Consider the following 16,678-nt stretch of genomic DNA (forward strand, 5'->3'; position numbering starts at 1 on the left):
GCGAACCGTTCGCAACAAAAAACCTTTGCCGACATGGGTTTGAACCCTGGCGAGGTTGGGTCTAAGAAGCCCCGAATCCGCCCCCTACCTCCCGGCGGGCGAGGCAGCTCGAATGAACGAATTTCTTCTAGAATATCTTCCGATCGTCGTTTTCCTGGGCATCGCCATCGTGCTCGGCGCCGGCTTCATGCTGGCGGCCTGGGTGCTGGCTCCCAAGAACCCCGATACCGAGAAGCTCTCGGCTTATGAGTGCGGCTTCAACGCCTTTGACGATGCGCGCATGAAGTTCGACGTGCGCTTCTATCTGGTGTCGATCCTCTTCATCATCTTCGACCTGGAAATCGCCTTCCTGTTCCCGTGGGCGGTGTCGATGTTCGACCTGTCGCACGGCGGCATGGTCTTCGCCTTCTGGTCGATGATGGTCTTCCTGGGCGTCCTGACGGTCGGCTTCATCTACGAATGGAAGAAGGGAGCCCTGGAATGGCAGTGATCGCCCCCTCCAGTCCTCTGGTCCCCGCAGGTTCGGCTGCGCGTTCGACCGTCGAGGGCTATGATCCCAAGATCCACGACAAGTTCTTCGAGTCGGTGAACACCGAGCTAGGCGAGCGCGGCTTTCTGACGACCTCGCTGGACGACGTCATCACCTGGGCCCGCACGGGTTCGCTGATGTGGATGTCGTTCGGCCTGGCCTGCTGCGCCGTGGAGATGATCCACCTGTCGATGCCGCGCTTCGACCTGGAGCGCTTCGGCACCGCGCCGCGCGGTTCGCCGCGCCAGTCGGACCTGATGATCGTCGCCGGGACGCTGACCAACAAGATGGCTCCGGCCCTGCGCAAGGTCTACGACCAGATGCCGGACCCGCGCTACGTCATCTCGATGGGCAGCTGCGCCAACGGCGGCGGCTACTATCACTACAGCTACAGCGTCGTGCGCGGCTGCGACCGCGTGGTGCCGGTGGACGTTTACGTTCCGGGTTGCCCGCCGACCGCCGAGGCCCTGCTGTACGGCATCCTGCAGCTGCAGAAGAAGATCCGCCGCACGGGGACCATCGAACGATGAGCGAACTGGTGCGCGTTGCGGAGCGCGAATCCGCCCTGACGCCCCTGGGCACGGAAATGGTCGCGGCGCTCGGCGTCGAGGCTGTGGTGGCCTATGGCGAACTGACCCTGATCGCCCCGCGCGAGAACATCGTCGAGATCATGACGGCCCTGCGCGATCAGTTCGGCTTCCAGCAGTGCATGGATGTCTGCGGCGCCGACTATCCTGACCGCGCCGAGCGGTTCGAGGTGGTTTACCACCTGCTGTCGCTGACCCGCGCCGCGCGGGTTCGCGTCAAGGTGTCGACCGATGAGGTCAAGCCGGTCCCCAGCGTGACGTCGGTCTATCCGTCGGCCGGCTGGTTCGAGCGTGAGGCCTTCGACATGTACGGCATGATCTTCTCGGATCACCCGGACATGCGCCGAATCCTGACCGACTACGGCTTCCAGGGGCATCCGCTGCGCAAGGACTTCCCCATGACGGGTTATGTCGAGGTCCGCTACGACGAAGAGCAGAAGCGCATCGTCTATGAGCCGGTGAAGCTGACGCAGGAATTCCGCAACTTCGACTTCCTGTCTCCGTGGGAAGGCGCCGACTATCCGACATCGGTCCTGCCGGGCGATGAAAAGGCGGGAGCGCAGTAATGGCCGACGTCAAGAACATGCCCGCGCCGCTCGGTTCGGCTATCGACCCGTTCGAGGACTATGAGGACGGCCTGACCCCGCACGCGCGGGCGATGGACGACCGCAAGTTCACCATCAACTTCGGCCCGCAACACCCGGCCGCGCACGGCGTGCTGCGTCTGGTGCTGGAGCTGGACGGCGAGCTGGTCACGCGCGTTGATCCGCACATCGGCCTGCTGCACCGCGGCACCGAGAAGCTGATGGAGGCGCGCACCTACCTCCAGAACATCCCCTACCTGGACCGGCTAGACTACGTCTCGCCGATGAACCAGGAGCACGCCTTCTGCCTGGCCATCGAGCGCCTGCTGGAGATCGACGTGCCGTATCGCGGCCAGCTGATCCGGGTCCTGTACTCGGAGATGGGCCGCATCCTGAACCACCTTCTGAACGCGACCATGCAGGCCATGGACGTGGGCGCCCTGACCCCGCCGCTGTGGGGCCACGAAGAGCGCGAGAAGCTGATGGTCTTCTATGAGCGGGCCTGCGGCGCGCGCCTGCACGCCAACTACTTCCGTCCGGGCGGCGTCCACCAGGACCTGACGCCCGAGCTGATCGACGACATCGGCCGCTGGTGCGCCGAGTTCCCGGCCGCGCTGAACGACATCGAAAGCCTGGTCACCGAGAACCGCATCTTCAAGCAGCGCAACGTCGACATCGGCGTGGTGTCCAAGGAGAACGCGCTCGCGTGGGGCTTCTCGGGCGTCATGCTGCGCGGCTCGGACATTGCCTGGGACCTGCGCAAGGCCCAGCCGTACGACTGCTACGCCGACATGGAGTTCGACATCGCCGTCGGCAAGAACGGCGACTGCTGGGACCGCTACCTGTGCCGCGTCGAAGAGATGCGCCAGTCGGTGCGCATCATGGAGCAGTGCATCCACAAGCTGCGCAACTGCCCTGGCGAGCCTGTCCTGACCGAGGACAACAAGATCGCCCCGCCGCGTCGCGGTGAGATGAAGCGTTCGATGGAAGCGCTGATCCACCACTTCAAGCTCTACACCGAGGGCTTCCGCACTCCGGAAGGCGAGGTCTATGCGGCCGTCGAGGCGCCGAAGGGCGAGTTCGGCGTCTATCTGGTGTCGGACGGCACCAACAAACCCTACCGCGTCAAGCTGTCGGCGCCCGGCTTCCGTCACCTGCAGGCGATGGACTGGATGAACCGCGGCCACATGCTGGCGGACGTGTCCGCCATCCTCGGCTCGCTCGACATGGTGTTCGGAGAAGTGGACCGATGAGCGTTCGTCGTCTCGCCAAGGAGCAACCGTCCTCTTTCGAGTTTTCGAAGGAGACGATGGAAAAGGCTCAGTGGTGGATCAAGAAGTATCCGGAATCGCGTCGCCAGTCGGCCGTGATCCCGATCCTGTGGCTGGTCCAGAAGCAGGAAGGCTGGGTCTCTGAACCCGCACTGCGCGCCATCGGCGACCTGCTGGGCATGGCCTATATCCGGGTGCTGGAGGTCGCGACCTTCTACACCATGTTCCAGCTGACGCCGGTCGGCACGACCGCGCTGATCCAGGTCTGCGGCACGACGCAGTGCATGCTGCGCGGCTCCAATGATCTGATGCGCGTGTGCCGCGAGAAGATCGGACCCAAGGACGAGCTATCCGCCGACGGCCGCTTCACCTGGCAGGAAGTCGAATGCATCGGCGCCTGCTCGAACGCGCCGGTGGCCCAGATCAACGACCTCTATTACGAAGACCTGACGCCTGAGAACATGGCCCAGATCATCGACGACTTCGCCGCGGGCAAGACGCCGAAGGCGGGCAGCTATGTCGGCCGTCATACGTCTGAGCCGGTGGGCGGCCCGCGCGTTCTGACGGACCCGGCGCTGTATGACGGCTCGGCCGCCCAGAAGATTACGAAGCTGCCGAACTCGGAGCCCGTCGCTGAAAAGGCGCCGGCCTGATGGCGCGGCCGGACCTCGAGACAGATGCGGGCAGGGCGGCCTATCGGGCTGAACTGCGTCGCGTGGGCTGGCGTCAGCGTTGGGCTGGCCTGGCTTGCATCGTGGTCGCGGCCGCATTGGTTTTGTTCGCGCGCGACGGCCGTTTCGGCCTGACTGACAACGCGGTGATGGCGGCCTATGGCCTGTTGGCTATCGGATGGGTGCTGGTGATCTACGCCGTCTTCCAGCGCACCCGCCACCATAAACGCCGCATGGCGGAAGGACTTTAAGGGATCATGGTCGGCATCCTCCAAGACAAGGATCGGATCTTCACCAACCTCTATGGCTTCCACGACTGGGGCCTTGAGGGTGCGAAGACGCGCGGCGCGTGGAACGCCACCAAGGACATGCTGGACCTTGGCGGCGACTGGATCATCAACAACGTCAAGAACTCGGGCCTGCGCGGACGCGGCGGCGCCGGTTTCTCGACTGGGCTGAAGTGGTCCTTCATGCCCAAGGAAGTGAAGGATCGCCCTCACTACCTGGTCATCAACGCCGATGAGTCCGAGCCCGCGACCTGCAAGGACCGCGAGATCATGCGTCATGATCCGCACCTGCTGATCGAAGGCGCTCTGATCGCCTCCTTCGCGATGAAGGCCCACGCCTGCTACATCTACCTGCGCGGCGAATACATCCTCGAGCGCGAGCGCATGGAAGCCGCCGTCAAGCAGGCCTATGAGGCCAGGCTGATCGGCGACGACAACGTCCACGGCTGGGACTTCCACGTCTACATCCACCACGGCGCGGGCGCTTATATCTGCGGCGAGGAGACGGCCCTGCTGGAGTCGCTGGAGGGCAAGAAGGGCCAGCCGCGCCTGAAGCCGCCGTTCCCGGCGGGCGCCGGTCTCTATGGCTGCCCGACGACCGTGAACAACGTGGAATCGATCGCCGTGGTGGGCACCATCCTGCGTCGCGGCGCGGACTGGTTCGCCAGCTTCGGTCGTCCCAACAACACCGGCACCAAGCTGATGTCGCTGTCGGGTCACGTGAACACGCCCTGCGTGGTCGAAGAGGCCATGTCGATCCCGCTGCGCCAGTTGATCGAGGATCACGGCGGCGGCGTGCGCGGCGGCTGGGAAAACCTGAAGGCCATCATTCCGGGCGGCGCGTCCTGCCCGGTCATCACACGCGAACAGGCTGAAGTCGCCCTGATGGACTTCGATTCCATGCGCGAGCATCGCTCGTCGCTGGGCACCGCCGGCGTGACGGTCATGGACCAGTCCACCGACATCGTGAAGGCGATCGCCCGCATCAGCTACTTCTTCAAGCACGAGAGCTGCGGCCAGTGCACGCCGTGCCGTGAAGGCACTGGCTGGATGTGGCGCGTGCTGGAGCGTATGGCCATCGGCGACGCCGACCCGTCCGAGATCGACCTGCTGCTCGACGTGGCCGGTCAGGTCGAAGGTCACACCATCTGCGCCCTCGGGGACGCCGCCGCCTGGCCCGTGCAGGGCCTGATCCGGCACTTCCGTCACGAGATCGAAGAGCGCATCCACACCTACCGCAGCCGCCGCGCGAACTTCGCCGGCCACGCGATCGCGGCGGAGTAATCGTAATGCCTATCGCCAAGGTCAACGGCGTTGAAGTCGAGTTCGAACCGGGCATGACCGTGCTGCAGGTCGCCGAGCGCGCCGGGCAGGAAATCCCGCGCTTCTGCTACCACGAGCGCCTGTCCATCGCCGGCAACTGCCGCATGTGCCTGGTCGAGGTGAAGCCTGGACCGCCGAAGCCGCAGGCTTCGTGCGCGCTGCCGGCCGCCGACGGCCAGGAGATCTTCACCGACACGCCGATGGTCAAGAAGGCCCGCGAAGGGGTGATGGAGTTCCTGCTCATCAACCACCCGCTCGACTGCCCGATCTGCGACCAGGGCGGCGAGTGCGACCTGCAGGATCAGGCCGTCGGCTACGGCCGCGACGGCTCGCGCTACGGCGAGAACAAGCGCGCGGTCGAAGAAAAGAACATGGGCCCGACGGTCAAGACGTTCATGACGCGCTGCATCCAGTGCACGCGTTGCGTTCGCTTCATTACCGAAGTGGCTGGCGTGCCGGACATCGGCATGATCTCGCGCGGCGAAAGCGCTGAGATCACGACCTATCTGGAAAAGAACATCGACAGCGAGCTGTCGGGCAACGTCAACGACCTGTGCCCGGTCGGCGCCCTGACGCACCGTCCGTGGCAGTACCACTACCGCCCGTGGGAGCTGAAGAAGACCGAGACCATCGACGTGATGGACGCGCTCGGCTCCAACATCCGCGCCGACTCGCGCGGCGCCGAAGTCATGCGCGTGCTGCCGCGCGTGAACGAGGGCATCAACGAAGAGTGGCTGTCGGACAAGAGCCGCTACGCCGTCGATGGCCTGCAGGCGCGTCGTCTGGATCGCCCGTGGGTGCGCGAGAACGGCAAGCTGCGTCCCGCTTCGTGGGAGGAAGCCCTGTCGGTCGTGGCCGACAAGCTGAAGGCCGCTCCGGCTAACCGCATCGGCGCCATCGCCGGCGATCTGCAGGACGCCGAGTCGATGAAGGCGACGCTGGACCTGTTCCGCGCCCTGGGCTCGGCCAACACCGACTGCCGTCAGGACGGCGCGGCGCTGGGCGGCGAGGCTCGCGAGGGCTGGCTGTTCAACTCTGGCCTGCAAGGCATTGAAAACGCTGACGCCATCCTGATCGTGGGCGCCAATCCGCGCACGGAAGCGCCGCTGCTCAACGCCCGTATCCGCAAGAGCTGGCTGAAGGGCGGCGTCGAAGTCGGCGTCATCGGCCCGCAAGCCGACCTGACCTATGATTACGCCTGGCTGGGCGCCGGTTCGAAGACCCTGGCCAAGCTGCCCAAGGCCGCGACCGACTTCCTGACCCAGGCGGAACGTCCCGCCATCATCGTCGGCGCGGGCGCCCTGATCGGCGAGACCGGCCCGGCCGTGCTGAACGCCCTGGGCGCGCTGGCCAAGAAGGTCGGCGTGGTCAAGGACGGCTGGAACGGCTTCAACGTCCTGCACGCCGCCGCCGCGCGCGTCGCCGGTCTGGACATGGGCTTCCTGCCGGGCGAGGGCGGTCTGGACGTGGCCGGCATGCTGAAGCCGGGCGCGCTGGACGTGCTGTTCCTGCTGGGCGCCGATGAGGTGAACGCGGACGCATCGGGCGCCTTCCGCGTCTATCTGGGCTCGCATGGCGATCGCGGCGCGCACGGCGCGGACGTGATCCTGCCGGGCGCGGCCTACACCGAGAAGTCGGGCCTCTACGTCAACACCGAAGGCCGGGTGCAGATGGCCGAGCGCGTGGTCTTCCCGAAGGGCGAGGCCAAGGACGACTGGGCCATCATCCGCGCCCTGTCCGAGCGGGTCGGCCACAAGCTGCCGTTCGACACCCTTGAGCAACTGCGCGCCAAGCTGATGGGCGACCATCCGACCTTCGGCCGCATCGACTATCTGGCTCCGGCCGCGACGTTCGACGTCGCCAAGCTGGGCGCCAAGGGGGACCTGGGCGACGTCGCCTTCGTCTCCGTCATCGCCGATCCCTACCTGACCAACCCGATCGCGCGCGCCAGTGAAACGATGGCCCAACTGTCCGCTGAGCGGACGGCGCCGGTCGCCCTGGCGGCGGAGTAAGACATGGACGCTGCGACTTCCTTCTGGGCCACTCCCGTCGGCTGGACCCTCGCCACTCTGGGCGGGATTCTGCTGGTCGTGGTCGGCATCCTGATCTCCCTGGCCTTCCTGCTGCTGGCCGACCGCAAGATCTGGGCGGCCGTTCAGCTGCGCAAGGGTCCGAACGTGGTCGGCCCCTTCGGCCTGCTTCAGTCCTTCGCCGACTTCTTCAAGTTCGTGCTGAAGGAGATCGTCATTCCGGCCGGCTCGGACAAGGTGGTCTTCATCCTGGCGCCGCTGATCAGCTTCGTGCTGGCCTTCATCGCCTGGGCGGTGATCCCGTTCGCGCCGGGCTGGGTGGTGTCGGACCTGAACGTCGGCATCCTGTACATCCTCGCGATCAGCTCGCTGGGCGTTTACGGCATCATCATGGGCGGCTGGGCTTCGAACTCGAAGTATCCGTTCCTCGGCTCGCTGCGTTCGGCGGCGCAGATGGTGTCCTATGAGGTCTCGATGGGCCTCATCATCATCAACGTCATCCTGCTGGCCGGGACGATGAACCTGACCGAGATCGTGACCCAGCAACAGGGTTGGATCTGGAACTGGAACGCCTTCGGCGGCGGCCTTGAGACCCTGCCGACGATCATCGTCATGCTGCCGATGACGATCGTCTTCTTCATCTCGGCCCTGGCCGAGACCAACCGCCCGCCGTTCGACCTTCCGGAAGCGGAGTCGGAACTGGTGGCCGGTTATCAGGTCGAATACTCCTCGACCCCGTACCTGCTGTTCATGATCGGCGAGTACGCCAACATCGTCTTCATGTGCGCCATGATCACCCTGCTGTTCTGCGGCGGGTGGAATCCGGGCTTCCCGACCGACTTCCTGAACAGCGTCCCGGCCTTCGTCGCCAACCTGTTCTACCTGGCGGTCTTCGCCGCGAAGGTGGTCTTCTGGTTCTTCATGATCGCCCTGGTGAAGGCCTTCGTGCCTCGCTACCGGTACGACCAACTGATGCGTCTGGGCTGGAAGATCTTCCTGCCTGCCTCGCTGGTGGCCGTGGTTTTCGTGGCGGCGTGGCGCGTGTTCGTGGTGGGCGGCTGATGAGCATCCGCGTGCCCCTTCTGATCGGCCTGGCCGTCGCCGCGACGGCTGGCGCCTGCGCGCCCTATGAGGCCGAGCCCGTCTCGGTCTATCAGTGGGAGCGCAAGGTGCAGGAAGTTGAACGGCGCGAGGCGGAACGCCAGCGCCTGTGCCAGACTCTCGACAAGGAAAGCGCCCGCTATGAACGCGAGTGCGCCGGAGTGAAATCGTAATGCTGACCCGTATCGTTCAGGCGGCCAAGGGCGCGATGCTGACCGACGTGTTCGGCGCCGTCGGCCTGTCGCTGAAGTACATGGCCAAGCCCAAGGCCACGGTGAACTATCCGTTCGAGCGCAACCCGCAGTCGCCGCGTTTCCGCGGCGAACACGCGCTGCGTCGCTATCCGAACGGTGAAGAACGCTGCATCGCCTGCAAGCTGTGCGAGGCCATCTGCCCGGCGCAGGCCATCACCATCGAGGCCGAACCGCGCGCCGACGGCAGCCGCCGCACGACGCGCTACGACATCGACATGGTCAAATGCATCTACTGCGGCCTGTGCCAGGAGGCCTGCCCGGTGGACGCCATCGTCGAGGGACCGAACAGCGAGTTCGCCACCGAGACGCGCGAAGAACTGCTCTATGACAAGGCGCGCCTGCTGGACAACGGCGACCGCTGGGAGCGTCTGATCGCGAAGAATCTGGAACTCGACGCTCCGTATCGCTAAACGGAGCGGCGATTCCGCCACGCTGACCCTGACCTTCGGGCCGGGGCCGATTTCTGGAAGGGTCCGAGGCGTTCGCCCGGGCCATTGGTTTTGAAGAGGGGCGTCGTCCCGCACATGTTGCAAGGCCTGGCCTTCTATCTTCTGGCGACGGTCGCCGTGGTTTCCGCCCTTCTGGTGGTGACCGCGCGCAACCCCGTGCACTCCGTCCTCTGGCTCATCCTGACCTTCTTCTCGGCGGCCGGCCTGTTCGTGCTGCTGAGCGCCGAGTTCCTGGCGATGCTGCTGGTCGTCGTCTACGTCGGCGCCGTGGCGGTGCTGTTCCTGTTCGTCGTCATGATGCTGGACGTCGACTTCGTGAAGCTGCGCGAGGGTTACGCGCGCTACCTGCCGCTGGCGGGCATTGTGGCGGGCGTCCTGCTGGCCGAGATGATCATGGTGTCGATCAGCGTCGTTCAGGGCGGAGCCGCCCGCGACGCCGCCTCGCCGGTTCCGGCCGGGCCTGACGCGACCAACATCGAGACGATCGGCCGCGTGCTCTACACGGACTACGTCTACTTCTTCCAGGCGGCGGGCGTGGTCCTGCTGATCGCCATGATCGGCGCCATCGTCCTGACCCTGCGTCACCGTCCGGGCGTGCATCGCCAGGATCTGGCGGCCCAGGCCAACCGCGAACGCGCCAAGGCCGTCGAGGTCAAGTCCGTGACCACGGGCCAGGGCGTCACCCCCGAGGAGCTTCTGTGATGGATATCTCGCTCCAGCACTATCTGGCGGTCGCCGCCATGCTGTTCACCATCGGCGTGTTCGGCATCTTCGTGAACCGCAAGAACGTCATCATCATCCTGATGTCGGTCGAGATGATCCTGCTCGCGGTGAACATCAACTTCGTGGCCTTCTCGACCCACCTGAACGACGTGTCGGGTCAGTTGATGGCCATGTTCGTCCTGACCGTCGCCGCGGCCGAGGCCGCCGTCGGCCTGGCCATTCTCGTGACCTTCTTCCGTAACCGCGGCGACATCGCGGTCGACGACGCCTCCGTGATGAAGGGCTGATCGGAACCGTGACTATCCAGACTCTCGTCACTCTCGGCGTCTTCGCCCCCCTGCTGGGGGCCATGATCGCCGGCTTCTTCGGTCGCCGGATCGGCGACATTCCGTCTCAGGCCGTGACCACGGGCCTGCTGTTCTTCTCGTGCGCGGTCTCGTGGATCGTGTTCGGACAGTGGACCTGGGGCGGGCTGGAAGCCTTCACCGTCAAGATTGCGCCCTTCATCCACGTGGGCGACTTCCAGTCGAACTGGTCGATCCGCGTCGACGCCATGTCGGCGGTCATGCTGATCGTGGTGACCTCGGTGTCCTCGCTGGTTCACCTCTATTCCTGGGGCTACATGAAAGAGGACGACAGCCGTCCTCGCTTCTTCGCCTATCTGTCGCTGTTCACCTTCATGATGCTGGCGCTGGTGACGGCTGCCGACTTCGTGCAGATGTTCTTCGGCTGGGAAGGCGTGGGCCTGGCGTCCTATCTGCTGATCGGCTTCTGGTACAAGAAGGCCTCGGCTTCGGCCGCCGCCATCAAGGCCTTCGTCGTCAACCGCGTCGGCGACTTCGGCTTCCTGCTCGGCATGATGACCGTGTTCTGGATGTTCGGCACGATCGAGTTCGCCAAGCTGTTCCCGCTGATCGAAGGCAAGGTCGGCGCGGGGTGGGAGTTCCTGGGCTACACCTGGTCGGCGCTGGACCTGGCCGGTCTGCTGCTGTTCGTCGGCGCCATGGGCAAGTCGGCGCAGTTCTTCCTGCACACCTGGCTGCCGGACGCGATGGAAGGACCGACGCCTGTGTCGGCCCTTATCCACGCGGCCACCATGGTTACGGCCGGCGTCTTCATGGTCTGCCTGCTGTCGCCGCTGTATGAGCACGCGCCGGTCGCGTCGCAGTTCATCGCCATCATCGGTGGGATCACGGCCATCTTCGCCGCGACCGTCGGCATGATGCAGAACGACATCAAACGGGTGATCGCCTATTCGACCTGTTCGCAGCTGGGCTACATGTTCTTCGCTGCGGGCGTCGGCGCTTACCAGCCCGCCATGTTCCACCTATTCACGCACGCCTTCTTCAAGGCCTTGCTGTTCCTGGGCGCCGGTTCGGTGATCCACGGCATGCACCACGAGCAGGACATGCGGAAGATGGGCGGCCTGTGGAAGCTGCTCCCCGTCACCTATGCGACCATGATGATCGGCACCATCGCCATCACCGGCCTGGGCATGCCCGGCGTCGGCGGCTTCGCGGGCTTCTACTCTAAGGATTCTATCCTCGAGAGCGCCTATGCGGCGGCGACGACCGGCCACTCGGCTGCTGGCATGTTCGCCTTCGTCATCGGCATCTCTGCCGCCCTTCTGACGGCCTATTATTCGTGGCGTCTGGTGTTCATGACTTTCCACAACAAGCCCGTTTGGAAGGAAGAGGAGGGCGCGCACGCTCACGCGGGCGACGACCACGCCTCGCACGCCCAGATCGAAACCCATTCCGAACCTCTGGACGGCGACGATCACGCGCACGACGATCATCACCATGGTCCGCTGAAGCCGCACGAGAGCCCGTGGGTCATGGTGCTGCCGCTGCTGCTGCTGTCGATCGGCGCGGTGTTCGCGGGCATGATCTTCGCCCCGCACTTCATCGGCCATCATGAGGCCGAGTTCTGGCGCGGCGCCATCTTCGTCGGCGGCGACAACCACGTCCTGCACGAGAGCCACAATGTCCCGACCTGGGTGAAGTGGGCGCCGCTGATCGTGACTCTGCTGGGCACGGCCATCGCCTACTGGCTGTATGTCGTGAAGGAAGGCGCGGCCAAGGAAATGGCTGAGCGCAAGGGCCCGCTGTGGACCTTCCTCTACAACAAGTGGTTCTTCGATGAGCTGTATGACGCCGTCTTCGTGAAGGGCGCCAAGGCGATCGGCGACTTCTTCTGGAAGATCGGCGACGTGAAGATCATCGACGGCCTCGGCCCGAACGGCGCGGCCTGGGCTTCGCTGAAGTCGGGCGGCTGGTTGTCCCGGTTCCAGTCCGGTTTCGTCTACTTCTATGCATTCGTGATGCTGATCGGCGTGGCTGCGTTCCTTGCCTTCGCCATCTTCACGTGGGGAGCCTGAGCCTCGTGCCTCACATTCTGAGCATCGTCACCTTCCTGCCGCTTCTCGGCGCGGCCGCGATCCTGGTCGCGCGCCTGCTGAACAAGGGCGGTCAGGACGCCGCGGCCCCGGCCGCCCGCTGGATCGCCCTGGTCACCACCCTGGTGGTGCTGGCCGTGTCTGTCCTGCTGGTCGCGCAGTTCGACCCCTCGAACCCGGCCTATCAGTTCGTCGAGAATTACGCCTGGTTCGCCGGCGCCGGCTATCACCTGGGCGTGGACGGGATCTCGATCCTGTTCGTCTTGCTGACGGCCTTCCTGCTGCCGATCTGTATCGTGGCCAGCTGGAAGTCGATCCAGACGCGCGTCGTCGAATACATGATCGCCTTCCTGATCCTGGAGACGCTGGTTATCGGGGTGTTCACCTCGCTGGACCTGTTCCTCTTCTACATCTTCTTCGAAGGCACCCTGGTCCCGATGTATCTGATCATCGGCATCTGGGGCGGCGCCAACCGGATCTACGCGGCGTACAAGTTCTTCCTCTACACCTTGGCCGGTTCGGTCCTGATGCTGCTGGCCATGCTGTGGATGGCCCACACGACCGGCACCACCAGCATCCCGGAGTTGAAGCAGTACGCCTTCGACGCCTCGGTGCAGCCGATCCTGTGGCTGGCCTTCTTCGCCTCCTTCGCGGTGAAGATGCCGATGTGGCCGGTGCACACCTGGCTGCCCGACGCCCACGTTCAGGCGCCGACGGCCGGTTCGGTCATCCTGGCCGGCATCCTGCTGAAGCTGGGCGGCTACGGCTTCATCCTGTTCAACATCCCGATGTTCCCGTTGGCGTCGCAGATGTTCACGCCTCTGGTGTTCGCCCTGTCGGTGATCGCCATCGTCTACACCTCGCTGGTCGCCTTCCGTCAGACCGACATCAAGAAGCTGATCGCCTATTCGTCGGTCGCCCACATGGGTTTCGTGACCATGGGCGTCTTCGCCGGCAACGACACTGGGGTGCAGGGCGCCGTCTTCCAGATGCTGAGCCACGGCCTGATCTCGGGCGCGCTCTTCCTGTGCGTCGGCGTGGTCTATGACCGGATGCACACGCGTGAGATCGCCTTCTACGGCGGCCTGACGGCGCGGATGCCCTGGTATGCGGCCATCTTCCTGATGTTCACCATGGCCAACGTCGGCCTGCCGGGCACCTCGGGCTTCATCGGCGAAGTGCTGACCATGACGGGCGCCTATCAGGCGTCGACGTGGACCGCCCTGATCGCCGCCTCTGGCGTGATCTTCTCGGCGGTCTACGCGCTGACGCTGTTCCGCAACGTCATGTACGGCGAGATCACCAATCCGGCGCTGCAGACCATCACGGACATCGACAAGCGCGAGCTGTTGATCTTCGTGCCGTTGATCGTCGGCACCATCTGGCTGGGCCTCTATCCCAACGCCGTCCTCGACTACACCGGGCCAAGCGTTGAGGCCCTGACGACCGCCTATCGCGCAGCCATCGGCGGGTGAGAGCATAATGACTGATCTGTCTTCCGCCCTTCATCTCTCGGCCCCGGAACTGACCCTTGCGGTCGGCGGTCTGGTGCTGCTCATGGTCGGCGCCTTCTCCGGCGAGAAGTCGACGCGCCTGGTTTCGGGCCTGTCGGTTCTGCTGCTGCTGGCGGCGACGGCGTTGGCCGTCATCGGCCCCCTGGGTTCGGCCTTCAACGGGGCCTATGTGGCCGATCCGCTGGCCGTTTACGGCAAGGCGCTCATCTTCCTGTCCGCCGCTGTGGCCGTGGTGCTGGGCGACAGCTGGATGCACCGCAACAACATCGCCAAGTTCGAATATCCGGTCCTGATCGTGCTGGCCTCGGTCGGCATGGGCATGATGGCGTCGTCGGGCGACCTGATCTCGCTCTACATCGGCATCGAGATGCACTCTCTGGCCCTCTATGTTCTGGCCGCCTATCGCCGCGACGACCTGAAGGCCTCGGAAGCCGGTCTGAAGTACTTCGTCCTGGGCGCCCTGTCGTCGGGTCTGCTGCTGTACGGCGCCAGCCTGATCTACGGTTTCGCCGGGTCGATGCGGTTCGAGGACATCGCCGCCTTCGCCAGCGCCAACCCCGGTCCGGGCCTGATCTTCGGCCTGGTCTTCCTGATCTGCGGTCTGGCGTTCAAGGTTTCGGCCGCGCCGTTCCACATGTGGACGCCGGACGTCTATGAAGGCGCCCCGACCCCGGTCGTGGCCCTGTTCTCGACCGCGCCCAAGGTGGCGGCCATGGTGCTGATCATCCGCGTCCTGATCGAAGGCTTCGGCCTGGCGCACGCCCAGTGGGCCCAGGTGCTGATCCTGATCTCGCTGATCAGCTTCGCTGTCGGCGCCTTCGGCGGCCTGATGCAGAAGGACATCCAGCGCCTGCTGGCCTATTCCTCGATCATCAACATCGGCTACGCCCTGCTGGGCGTGGCGGCGGGCACGCAGGTCGGCGTGCAGGCGACCCTGATGTTCATGACCCTGTACGTCGTGGACCAGATCGGCTTCTTCGCCATCCTTCTGTCGCTGAGCCGCAACGGCCGTCCGATCCGCAAGATCGCGGATCTTGCGGGCCTGAAAAAGGACCGCCCGCTGACGGCCGTCGCCCTGACGATCCTGTCGCTGTCGGCCATCGGCATCCCGCCGATGTCGGGTTTCTGGGGCAAGTTCTACGTCTTCGGCGCAGCCGCCGACGCCGGTTACTGGATGGCGGGCGCCGCGGGCCTGGTGGCCTCGGTCGTGGCGGGCTTCTACTACCTGCGCATCATCAAGGTCATTTGGTTCGACACGCCCGAGTTCGACGTGACGACGGACAAGGCGCCGGTCAGCGCGCAGTGGATCGGCTGGGCGGCTGCGGCCTTCAGCTTCCCGGTGCTGCTGGTCGCACTGACCTGGCTGGAGCCGCTGACGCGCGCGGCGGCCGCAGGCGTCGGGATCGGATAAGGGGCCTTGGCGGCTCCGGTCCTGATCCTCGAAGAAACCGACTCCACCAACGCCGAGGCGCGTCGTCGCGCCGAGGCGGGCGAGGCCGGGCCGCTGTGGATCGCGGCCCGGCGTCAGACCGCCGGGCGGGGCCGGCGCGGCCGGGCCTGGGACAGCCGGGACGGCAACCTGGCCACGACCCTGTTGCTGACGCTGAACCGCTCGCCGGCCGAGGCGGCGCAACTGACCTTCGCCGCCGCGCTGGCTGTGGCGGACCTGCTCGATCTTTATGTTCCGCCCGCGCTGGTCCGCATCAAATGGCCCAATGACGTGCTGCTGGACGGGCGTAAGTCGTCCGGCATCCTGATCGAATCCGGTCCTGCGCCTTCCGGCGGCCTGTGGCTGGCCGTAGGCATCGGCGTGAACCTGTCCCATGCGCCCGAAGGGACCGAGCGGCCTACAACCTGCATCGCCGAGCACCTGCGTCACGACGTGGCGTCCGGGCCGTCTATGGAGGAGGGGGCCAGGGCGCTGGCCGAAACCTTTGACGCCTGGCTGGAACGCTGGACGCGGTTGGGCTTTCAGCCGGTGCTGGACGCCTGGGTGGCGCGGACGCCGGGTCTGTTCGGGCCGTGCACCGCGCGATTAAGCCATGAAACCGTGAGCGGGATCGCCGACGGCGTCGAGGCCGACGGCGCTCTGCGTCTGAAATTGCCGGACGGAAGCCTGCGAGTGATCTCTGCGGGCGACGTCTTCTTCGGAGAGGCCGCCTGATGCTGCTGGCGATCGAGCAAGGCAACACCAACACCCTGTTCGCCGTCCATGACGGTCAGGAGTGGATTTTCCAGTGGCGCACCGCCACCGATCCCATGCGCACGGCCGATGAATACGCCGTCTGGCTGCATCAGCTGTTCGAGATGCGCGGTCAGGGCCTGACGATGGCCGACATGGACGGTTGCATCATCTCCAGCGTGGTGCCGCAGTCGATCTTCAACCTGCGCAACCTGGCGCGTCGCTATCTCAGCGTCGAACCCCTGGTCATCGGCGAGAACGTCGAGCTGGGCATCGAGGTGCGCATCCATAAGCCCAGCGAGGCCGGGGCCGACCGCCTGGTCAACGCCATCGGCGCGCTACAGGCCTATGAGGGCGACCTGCTGCTGATCGACAGCGGCACGGCGACCACGTTCGACGTCGTCTCCGGCGCCAACGGCAAGGGCGGGGGCGCCTTTGAGGGCGGGTTGATCGCGCCGGGCATCAATCTGTCGCTGCAGGCCCTGCATGAGGCGGCGGCCAAGCTGCCGCGCATCGCCATTCAACGTCCCGAGACCGTCATCGGGCGCGACACCGTCACCTCCATGCAATCGGGCGTCTTCTGGGGCTATATCGCCCTGATCGAAGGGCTGGTGGACCGCATCAAGGCCGAGTGGGGCAAGCCCATGACGGTGATCGGCACCGGCGGCGTCGCCTCACTGTTCGAGGGCGCAACTGACTCTATCGACCGGTTCGATCCGGACCTGACCATCCGCGGCCTACTCGAAATCTGGCGGCGGAACTCCCATCTGTAAGG

18 protein-coding genes are annotated in these 16,678 nt (G+C 65.3%); all 18 read left to right on the plus strand.

Annotated features, from left to right (window positions below; all coding sequences use genetic code 11):
- Window positions 1-112 precede the first annotated feature (112 nt).
- Entirely contained in the window at window positions 113-490 is a 378-nt protein-coding gene (locus DA69_RS03765) for an NADH-quinone oxidoreductase subunit A (RefSeq protein WP_003164585.1), read from the plus strand.
- Window positions 460-1,059, plus strand: a complete 600-nt coding sequence (locus tag DA69_RS03770) for a NuoB/complex I 20 kDa subunit family protein (protein ID WP_087141646.1) — start codon at window positions 460-462, stop codon at window positions 1,057-1,059. Before DA69_RS03765 ends, DA69_RS03770 begins: the two co-directional genes overlap by 31 nt.
- A complete protein-coding gene (locus tag DA69_RS03775; protein WP_025977393.1) occupies window positions 1,056-1,682 on the plus strand; it encodes an NADH-quinone oxidoreductase subunit C in 627 nt (208 codons plus the stop codon). Before DA69_RS03770 ends, DA69_RS03775 begins: the two co-directional genes overlap by 4 nt.
- A gap of 92 nt (window positions 1,683-1,774) precedes the next feature.
- On the plus strand, window positions 1,775-2,953 hold the full coding sequence (locus tag DA69_RS03780; protein WP_225212312.1) for an NADH-quinone oxidoreductase subunit D: 1,179 nt from the start codon (window positions 1,775-1,777) through the stop codon (window positions 2,951-2,953).
- Complete coding sequence (gene nuoE, locus DA69_RS03785) at window positions 2,950-3,624, plus strand: NADH-quinone oxidoreductase subunit NuoE (RefSeq protein ID WP_025977391.1); 675 nt, start codon at window positions 2,950-2,952, stop codon at window positions 3,622-3,624. The genes DA69_RS03780 and nuoE overlap by 4 nt, the downstream gene beginning before the upstream one ends.
- Window positions 3,624-3,893, plus strand: a complete 270-nt coding sequence (locus tag DA69_RS03790) for a hypothetical protein (protein ID WP_025977390.1) — start codon at window positions 3,624-3,626, stop codon at window positions 3,891-3,893. The genes nuoE and DA69_RS03790 overlap by 1 nt, the downstream gene beginning before the upstream one ends.
- A 6-nt stretch (window positions 3,894-3,899) precedes the next feature.
- Window positions 3,900-5,213: an NADH-quinone oxidoreductase subunit NuoF gene (gene nuoF / locus DA69_RS03795; protein WP_025977389.1), complete on the plus strand. Its 1,314-nt coding sequence runs from the start codon at window positions 3,900-3,902 to the stop codon at window positions 5,211-5,213.
- 5 nt (window positions 5,214-5,218) lie between these two features.
- Window positions 5,219-7,264: an NADH-quinone oxidoreductase subunit NuoG gene (nuoG, locus tag DA69_RS03800; RefSeq protein ID WP_025977388.1), complete on the plus strand. Its 2,046-nt coding sequence runs from the start codon at window positions 5,219-5,221 to the stop codon at window positions 7,262-7,264.
- Between the two features lie 3 nt (window positions 7,265-7,267).
- A complete protein-coding gene (nuoH, locus tag DA69_RS03805) occupies window positions 7,268-8,344 on the plus strand; it encodes an NADH-quinone oxidoreductase subunit NuoH (RefSeq protein WP_025977387.1) in 1,077 nt (358 codons plus the stop codon).
- Window positions 8,344-8,556: a hypothetical protein gene (locus tag DA69_RS03810; protein WP_025977386.1), complete on the plus strand. Its 213-nt coding sequence runs from the start codon at window positions 8,344-8,346 to the stop codon at window positions 8,554-8,556. Before nuoH ends, DA69_RS03810 begins: the two co-directional genes overlap by 1 nt.
- Window positions 8,556-9,047 (plus strand): NADH-quinone oxidoreductase subunit NuoI, encoded by a 492-nt coding sequence (nuoI, locus tag DA69_RS03815; RefSeq protein WP_003170180.1) that lies wholly within the window; start codon window positions 8,556-8,558, stop codon window positions 9,045-9,047. Before DA69_RS03810 ends, nuoI begins: the two co-directional genes overlap by 1 nt.
- A 114-nt stretch (window positions 9,048-9,161) precedes the next feature.
- Entirely contained in the window at window positions 9,162-9,788 is a 627-nt protein-coding gene (locus DA69_RS03820) for an NADH-quinone oxidoreductase subunit J (RefSeq protein ID WP_025977385.1), read from the plus strand.
- The gene (gene nuoK, locus DA69_RS03825; RefSeq protein WP_003164596.1) at window positions 9,788-10,096 is read left to right on the plus strand and encodes an NADH-quinone oxidoreductase subunit NuoK; all 309 of its coding nucleotides are present in this window, start codon (window positions 9,788-9,790) and stop codon (window positions 10,094-10,096) included. Before DA69_RS03820 ends, nuoK begins: the two co-directional genes overlap by 1 nt.
- 14 nt (window positions 10,097-10,110) lie before the next feature.
- A complete protein-coding gene (nuoL, locus tag DA69_RS03830; RefSeq protein ID WP_025977384.1) occupies window positions 10,111-12,189 on the plus strand; it encodes an NADH-quinone oxidoreductase subunit L in 2,079 nt (692 codons plus the stop codon).
- A gap of 5 nt (window positions 12,190-12,194) precedes the next feature.
- Complete coding sequence (locus DA69_RS03835; protein WP_025977383.1) at window positions 12,195-13,682, plus strand: NADH-quinone oxidoreductase subunit M; 1,488 nt, start codon at window positions 12,195-12,197, stop codon at window positions 13,680-13,682.
- 7 nt (window positions 13,683-13,689) lie between these two features.
- On the plus strand, window positions 13,690-15,132 hold the full coding sequence (gene nuoN / locus DA69_RS03840; RefSeq protein ID WP_025977382.1) for an NADH-quinone oxidoreductase subunit NuoN: 1,443 nt from the start codon (window positions 13,690-13,692) through the stop codon (window positions 15,130-15,132).
- Between the two features lie 6 nt (window positions 15,133-15,138).
- Window positions 15,139-15,885: a biotin--[acetyl-CoA-carboxylase] ligase gene (locus tag DA69_RS03845; RefSeq protein WP_025977381.1), complete on the plus strand. Its 747-nt coding sequence runs from the start codon at window positions 15,139-15,141 to the stop codon at window positions 15,883-15,885.
- Entirely contained in the window at window positions 15,882-16,676 is a 795-nt protein-coding gene (locus DA69_RS03850; protein ID WP_035302244.1) for a type III pantothenate kinase, read from the plus strand. Before DA69_RS03845 ends, DA69_RS03850 begins: the two co-directional genes overlap by 4 nt.
- Window positions 16,677-16,678: the final 2 nt, after the last annotated feature.

Source organism: Brevundimonas naejangsanensis (assembly GCF_000635915.2).
GTDB classification, from domain to species: domain Bacteria; phylum Pseudomonadota; class Alphaproteobacteria; order Caulobacterales; family Caulobacteraceae; genus Brevundimonas; species Brevundimonas sanguinis.

What these genes read in the sequence shown, in the direction of transcription:
- DA69_RS03775 (WP_025977393.1), top strand. Translation starts at nt 1,056, where the DNA reads ATGAGCGAACTGGTGCGCGTTGCGGAGCGCGAATCCGCCCTGACGCCC.
- nuoE (WP_025977391.1), top strand. Translation starts at nt 2,950, where the DNA reads ATGAGCGTTCGTCGTCTCGCCAAGGAGCAACCGTCCTCTTTCGAGTTT.
- nuoI (WP_003170180.1), top strand. Translation starts at nt 8,556, where the DNA reads ATGCTGACCCGTATCGTTCAGGCGGCCAAGGGCGCGATGCTGACCGAC.
- nuoF (WP_025977389.1), top strand. Translation starts at nt 3,900, where the DNA reads ATGGTCGGCATCCTCCAAGACAAGGATCGGATCTTCACCAACCTCTAT.
- nuoG (WP_025977388.1), top strand. Translation starts at nt 5,219, where the DNA reads ATGCCTATCGCCAAGGTCAACGGCGTTGAAGTCGAGTTCGAACCGGGC.
- DA69_RS03765 (WP_003164585.1), top strand. Translation starts at nt 113, where the DNA reads ATGAACGAATTTCTTCTAGAATATCTTCCGATCGTCGTTTTCCTGGGC.
- DA69_RS03790 (WP_025977390.1), top strand. Translation starts at nt 3,624, where the DNA reads ATGGCGCGGCCGGACCTCGAGACAGATGCGGGCAGGGCGGCCTATCGG.
- nuoN (WP_025977382.1), top strand. Translation starts at nt 13,690, where the DNA reads ATGACTGATCTGTCTTCCGCCCTTCATCTCTCGGCCCCGGAACTGACC.
- DA69_RS03780 (WP_225212312.1), top strand. Translation starts at nt 1,775, where the DNA reads ATGGACGACCGCAAGTTCACCATCAACTTCGGCCCGCAACACCCGGCC.
- nuoH (WP_025977387.1), top strand. Translation starts at nt 7,268, where the DNA reads ATGGACGCTGCGACTTCCTTCTGGGCCACTCCCGTCGGCTGGACCCTC.
- nuoK (WP_003164596.1), top strand. Translation starts at nt 9,788, where the DNA reads ATGGATATCTCGCTCCAGCACTATCTGGCGGTCGCCGCCATGCTGTTC.
- DA69_RS03770 (WP_087141646.1), top strand. Translation starts at nt 460, where the DNA reads ATGGAAGAAGGGAGCCCTGGAATGGCAGTGATCGCCCCCTCCAGTCCT.
- DA69_RS03820 (WP_025977385.1), top strand. Translation starts at nt 9,162, where the DNA reads ATGTTGCAAGGCCTGGCCTTCTATCTTCTGGCGACGGTCGCCGTGGTT.
- DA69_RS03810 (WP_025977386.1), top strand. Translation starts at nt 8,344, where the DNA reads ATGAGCATCCGCGTGCCCCTTCTGATCGGCCTGGCCGTCGCCGCGACG.